Genomic DNA, 1,236 nt, shown 5'->3' with positions numbered 1-1,236 from the left:
CTGCCATGGGTACAGCGGCGCTGGTCGGTATCCATCATCGTTATCGCAAGCAGCAGCAACCAGATGCCAGCTTATGGGATTATGTAGCAGGTATGCGCTCGCAGTTGCAGTTGATAAACTCAACACCAAAACGCGAGCTCGTGCAATTTCGCCACGCTTGTCAGCAAGCGGCAGTTGCATGGCAGCAGGCTTATCGTTCACAGAGAGATGACGAGCAAAACACCAAGTCTTATAGCGTAAGCGACTTTAGCGCAGCCCATACGACCACAATGCTACCGCGACCTGTTTGTTGGGTAAGCGGCGTGGCGTCTATGCCGAAAAACATCGCCTTAGCAAATAATGATAGCGCTGATGCCAGTCATAATGAGCACGACTTCGGCGTGGTTGGTATCGACGCCGATAGACAAATCGTTTGGCAAACGACCATGCCAGAACGCGTGCATGATATTGTCGTTCAACCTATTTCTGATAAGCAAAAATTTTCTGCTAAGAATAACCAAGCACGCGATGTGGTGGTGATGGGTCGGCGCCCGAGCGAAAAGTTTTGGGTACTAGATACGACAACTGGGCAAGTAAAGTTTGCTATTAAAGCGTCTACGCATCGTCATTTTTATGGACATGCTTGTTATAGCCTAGATGGTAAACTGCTCTACGTAACCGAAAATGACACCCTAAGCTTAGACGGTAAAATCGGCATTTATAATGCTTGTGATCATTATAAAAAACTAGCAGAGTATGACTCGCATGGTATCGGCCCGCATGAGCTGATTATGCATCCTGATGGCGAAACGTTGGTGATTGCCAATGGCGGGATCAAAACCGAGCAAGCGTCGCGTGAAGAGCTTAATTTAGATACGATGCGACCTTCATTGGTTTATCTCAATCGCCATACTGGCGATTTGCTTGAGCAGATTATGCCTGAGCACAATCAGATGAGCGTGCGTCACCTCGCCATGCATGACGATGGTACGGTGATGATAGGTATTCAGTTTCAAGGCGAAAAGCATATCAATGTGCCGTTAGTATTGACCCATCAACGCGGTGAGCCTGATTTTAAACCTCTTATTATGCCTAATAATCAATGGCAACGTTTCCACCAATATATCGCCAGTGTGGCGGTTGATAGTGAGCGTAACCTATTATGTGTGACCACACCAATAGGCGGCTGTGCGGCGATTTATGACTTAAATACTCGTACATTGATTGATGATGTTAGCCTGCCAGATTGTGCTGGGG

The 1,236-nt window shown here is 47.2% G+C and carries 1 protein-coding gene; it reads left to right on the top strand.

The features are described 5' to 3' along the window. Positions 1-1,236 (top strand): DUF1513 domain-containing protein (locus V7D75_RS13885; protein ID WP_333615033.1); only part of this gene is annotated, 1,236 nt, incomplete at both ends.

Source organism: Psychrobacter sp. (assembly GCF_036731945.1).
In the GTDB taxonomy this organism is placed as follows: Bacteria; Pseudomonadota; Gammaproteobacteria; order Pseudomonadales; family Moraxellaceae; genus Psychrobacter.
This window is presented reverse-complemented; position numbering and strand designations above follow the sequence as displayed.